Genomic DNA, 3,860 nt, shown 5'->3' on the forward strand with positions numbered 1-3,860 from the left:
CATCACGCGCACCGGCAAGACCGACTCGCAGATCACGATCCAGCTCGCCTGGTCTGGCACCGCGGTGTACGGCAAGGACTACACGGTCACCGCCGTCGGCGGCACACTCAACAACAAGGGCACGGCCGTGACCCTCGCCAACGGCGTCACGACGGTGACGCTCACGCTCACGCCGCTCCGCGACACCTCCACCGAGCCGGCCGAGACGGTGATCCTCACGCTCGGCACCGGCACCGGCTACACGCTCCCCACGCAGAAGAGCCTCACCGGCACGATCACCGATGCCCCGGTGTCCGGTCCCGCGGCGCTCGGCGGCGGCTCGTCCGGTGCGCTGTCCGCTCAGCCGGTCTCGGCAGCCGTGGTGATCGAGATCGGGACGACGTTCCTCGGCACGGTCGCCGAGACGTCAGGCGCGCCGACCGGCGGGCCGACGCCCATCGATCGGGCGCCAGCTGCACCGCCATCGCCTACGCCGGTCGCGCTGGTCGTGCCGGTGCGCATGTCCGGCCGCGGCATCCGTCCGTTCGTCCGCTGAACGGGCCGCTAGCCTCGGAGCATGGCTGAGCGCTACACCCACGGACACCACGAGAGCGTGCTGCGATCGCACACCTGGCGGACGGTCGACAACTCCGCCGCCTACCTCGCCCCGCTGCTGCGGCCGGGGCTCACGGTCCTCGACGTCGGCGCCGGCCCTGGCACGATCACCGTGGAACTCGCCGAGCGCGTCGCACCCGGGCACGTGACGGGACTGGATGCCGCAGCCGACGTGGTCGCGCAGGCTGCCGCCCTCGCCGCCGACCGCGGGATCGGCAACGTCGAGTTCGTCGTCGGCGACGCGTACGCGCTCGACCGGCCGGCGGCCGGCTACGACGTCGTGCACGYGCATCAGGTGCTGCAGCATCTCGCCCGCCCGGTCGACGCGCTGCGGGAGTTCCGTCGTGTCCTCGCGCCGGGCGGAGTCGTCGCGGTGCGCGACGTCGACTACGAAGGCGTGATCTGGCACCCACGGGTGCCCGCGCTCGACGAGTGGCTCGATGTCTACCTGCGTACCCATCGGGCAGTGACGGGGGAGCCCGCCGCGGGCCGGCTGCTGAAGTCGTGGGCGCGGGCGGCCGGTTTCACCGAGGTCGTGTCATCGGCGTCGGTGTGGTTGTACGAATCTCCGGCCGAGCGGGAATGGTGGGGCGGGCTGTGGGCCGATCGTGCCCTGAAGTCCGCGTTCACAGGCCATGCGGTGACCCACGGCGTCACCGATCTTGCGGGTCTCGAGCGCATCGCGGACGGCTGGCGGGAGTGGGCCGCGGCCGAGGACGGCTGGCTGCTGATGCCGCACGGCGAGGTGCTGGCGCGCGGCTAGGCTGACCCGCGTGACAGAGCCTTCGCCCGAGCAGCTCCCCGCCCGCAGCCGCCTGGTGCACGACGCACTTCGCGCCACCGGTATTGCCGGAGACATCGTCGTGCTGCCGGATGCCGCGGCCACGGCTCCCCTCGCCGCGGCGGCGCTTGGGGTCGAAGTGGGAGCCATCGCGAACAGCCTCGTGTTCTGGTCCGACGGCGAACCGCTGCTGGTCATGACGAGCGGCGCCCACCGGGTCGACACCGCCGCGCTCGCGCGGCGACTCGGACGCGAGAAGATCCAGCGTGCGACGCCTGACCAGGTGCGCGAGGCGACCGGTCAGGCGATCGGGGGAGTGGCGCCGACGGGCCACCCCGCAGCGGTCACCACGATCGTGGACGAAGATCTCGCCGCCTTCCCCGAGATCTGGGCCGCCGGCGGCACCCCGCACACGGTCTTCCCGCTCACCTTCGACGAGCTCGTGCGGCTCACCGACGGCGCAGTCTCGAAGGTCGACGAGGACTGACCGCAGCGAAGCCAGACGCGCCGGGGTGGTTGGTCATCCCTTTTCCGCACCCTCCGTCACATTCATGATCCGCTTCTGGAAGATGAAGAACATCACGGCGACGGGGATCGTCATGATGGCGGCAGCCGCCAGTTTGAGCGGGAACTGGTTGCCCTGGCTCAGCTGGCCGGACGCCAGCGATGCGACGCCCTTCGTCAGCGTGGTGAGTGCGGGCGACTGCGTCGACACGATGAAGTGGTTCAGCTCGTTCCACGATCCCTGGAACGACAGGATGATGATCGTGATGAGCGCTGGCCGTGCCATGGGGAGCACGACAGACCAGAAGATCCGGAAAGCCCCCGCGCCGTCGATCCGGGCCTGCTCCTCGACCGACACCGGGATCGATTCGAAGAAGTTCTTCATGATGAAGATGCCTGCGGCGTCCACGAGGAGCGGCAGGATCATGCCGGCGTACGAGTCGTAGATGCCGATCTGGTTCAGCACCAGGAACTTGGGGATCAGCAGCACCACCCCGGGCACCGCCATCACCGCGACCACGGTCGCGAAGATCCAGGCCCGGCCGCGGAAGTGCAGCCGCGCGAGCGCGTAGCCGGCGAGTGACACGAAGAACACCCGGCCCAGGGTCACGAAGATCGTGACGATCGCGGAGTTCATGAACCAGAGCGGGAAGTCGCTGCGGGAGAAGAGCAGGTCGTACGCGGCGAACGACCACACGGTCGGGATCAGCGAGATCGGGTCGGCGGTGGCCTCGGCATCCGTCTTGAAAGAAGTCGCCACCTGCACGAGGAACGGATAGATGTAGATGATCGCCAGCACGAGCAGGATCGCATAGAGCAGCACCTGCCCGCCGACCGACTTCACGGTGAGGCTGCGCCGCCTGGGGGGAGCGGGCTGCGGCAGGACGACGGCGGTGTCGGCGACGGCGACAGGAGCGACGGTCATGGAGACGTTCCCTTCACGACGGCGGGGGTGGCAGCCGGCTGGACCGGCGGCTGACCCTTCACCTGGTACTGGCGGATGCGGCGCTTCGAGACGGGACGCTCGCGAAGCACCCAGCGCTGAAAGACCGTGAACACGATGATGATGAGGAACAGGATGAAGGCGATCGCCGATCCCTGCCCCCACTTCTGATTCTCGAATGCCGCCTGATAGGAGAGGTAAGCGGGGGTCAGGGTCGTCTTGGCCGGCCCACCTCTGGTGCCGGTGTAGATCTGGTCGAAGACCTGCCAGCATCCGATCAGCCCCAGCGTCAGCACGGTGAAGATGGTGACCCGGAGCTGGGGGAACGTGATGGACCAGAAACGCTGCCACCCGTTCGCGCCGTCCATCATGCCCGCTTCGCCGAGCTCGGAGCCGATGCTCTGCAGCGCCGCGACGAAGAGAAGCATGAATGTTCCGCTGGTCGTGAAGATGCCCATCAGGATGAAGGCGCTCATCGCGACGGATGGTCCCGCAATCCACTCCCACCACGTGACGCCCAGGAATTGGTTGGTCAGCAGCCACTTCGGGCCGTCGAGGGGTCCTCGGCCCATTGCGAGGTGGATGATGCCGCGCGGTTCGAAGAACCAGTTCGGACCGTTGATGCCGATCCATGACAGGACTTGGTTGACGACTCCGAATTTCGCGAAGAGGAAGAGCCACAGGATCGTGATGGCGACGGAACTGGTCACCGACGGGAAGTAGAAGGCGGTGCGGAAGAACCCGCGTCCGCGGAGGATCGCGCGGCTCACCAGCACCGCGAGGAAGAGCGACAGCGCGGTCTGCAGCGGCACCACCAGTGCCACGTACCACGCGTTGTTGCGCAGCGAGAGCCCGAAGTTGCGTTCGGTGAGACCACCGCCGGTCGTCACATCGGCATAGTTCGCCAATCCCACGAAGTCGACGCTGGAAGACAGCGGGCTGCCACGGCCGTTCCAGTCGGAAAAGCTCACCCACAGCGCCATCAGTACGGGAATGAAGAGGAAGACCCCCAGGATGATGATGATCGGAGCCGTGAAC

5 protein-coding genes are annotated in these 3,860 nt (G+C 67.9%); 3 read left to right on the plus strand and 2 right to left on the minus strand.

Going from position 1 to position 3,860, the window contains the following annotated elements:
• The 3 genes from AC1DVT_RS18535 to AC1DVT_RS18545 form a co-directional block, all read left to right on the plus strand.
• The coding region (locus AC1DVT_RS18535; RefSeq protein WP_477390675.1) for a hypothetical protein at positions 1-535 on the plus strand (535 nt) is incomplete at its 5' end.
• 21 nt (positions 536-556) lie between these two features.
• The gene (locus AC1DVT_RS18540) at positions 557-1,357 is read left to right on the plus strand and encodes a methyltransferase domain-containing protein (protein ID WP_477390677.1); all 801 of its coding nucleotides are present in this window, start codon (positions 557-559) and stop codon (positions 1,355-1,357) included.
• A gap of 10 nt (positions 1,358-1,367) precedes the next feature.
• Complete coding sequence (locus AC1DVT_RS18545; RefSeq protein ID WP_477390679.1) at positions 1,368-1,862, plus strand: YbaK/EbsC family protein; 495 nt, start codon at positions 1,368-1,370, stop codon at positions 1,860-1,862.
• A 33-nt stretch (positions 1,863-1,895) separates the two neighbouring features.
• On the opposite strand, the gene AC1DVT_RS18550 is transcribed toward AC1DVT_RS18545, so the two are convergent.
• A complete protein-coding gene (locus AC1DVT_RS18550; protein ID WP_477390681.1) occupies positions 1,896-2,804 on the minus strand; it encodes a carbohydrate ABC transporter permease in 909 nt (302 codons plus the stop codon).
• Positions 2,801-3,860 (minus strand): carbohydrate ABC transporter permease (locus tag AC1DVT_RS18555; protein ID WP_477390682.1); only part of this gene is annotated, 1,060 nt, incomplete at its 5' end. The genes AC1DVT_RS18555 and AC1DVT_RS18550, both read right to left, overlap by 4 nt.

Source organism: Microbacterium sp. P2_F9 (genome assembly GCF_056403635.1).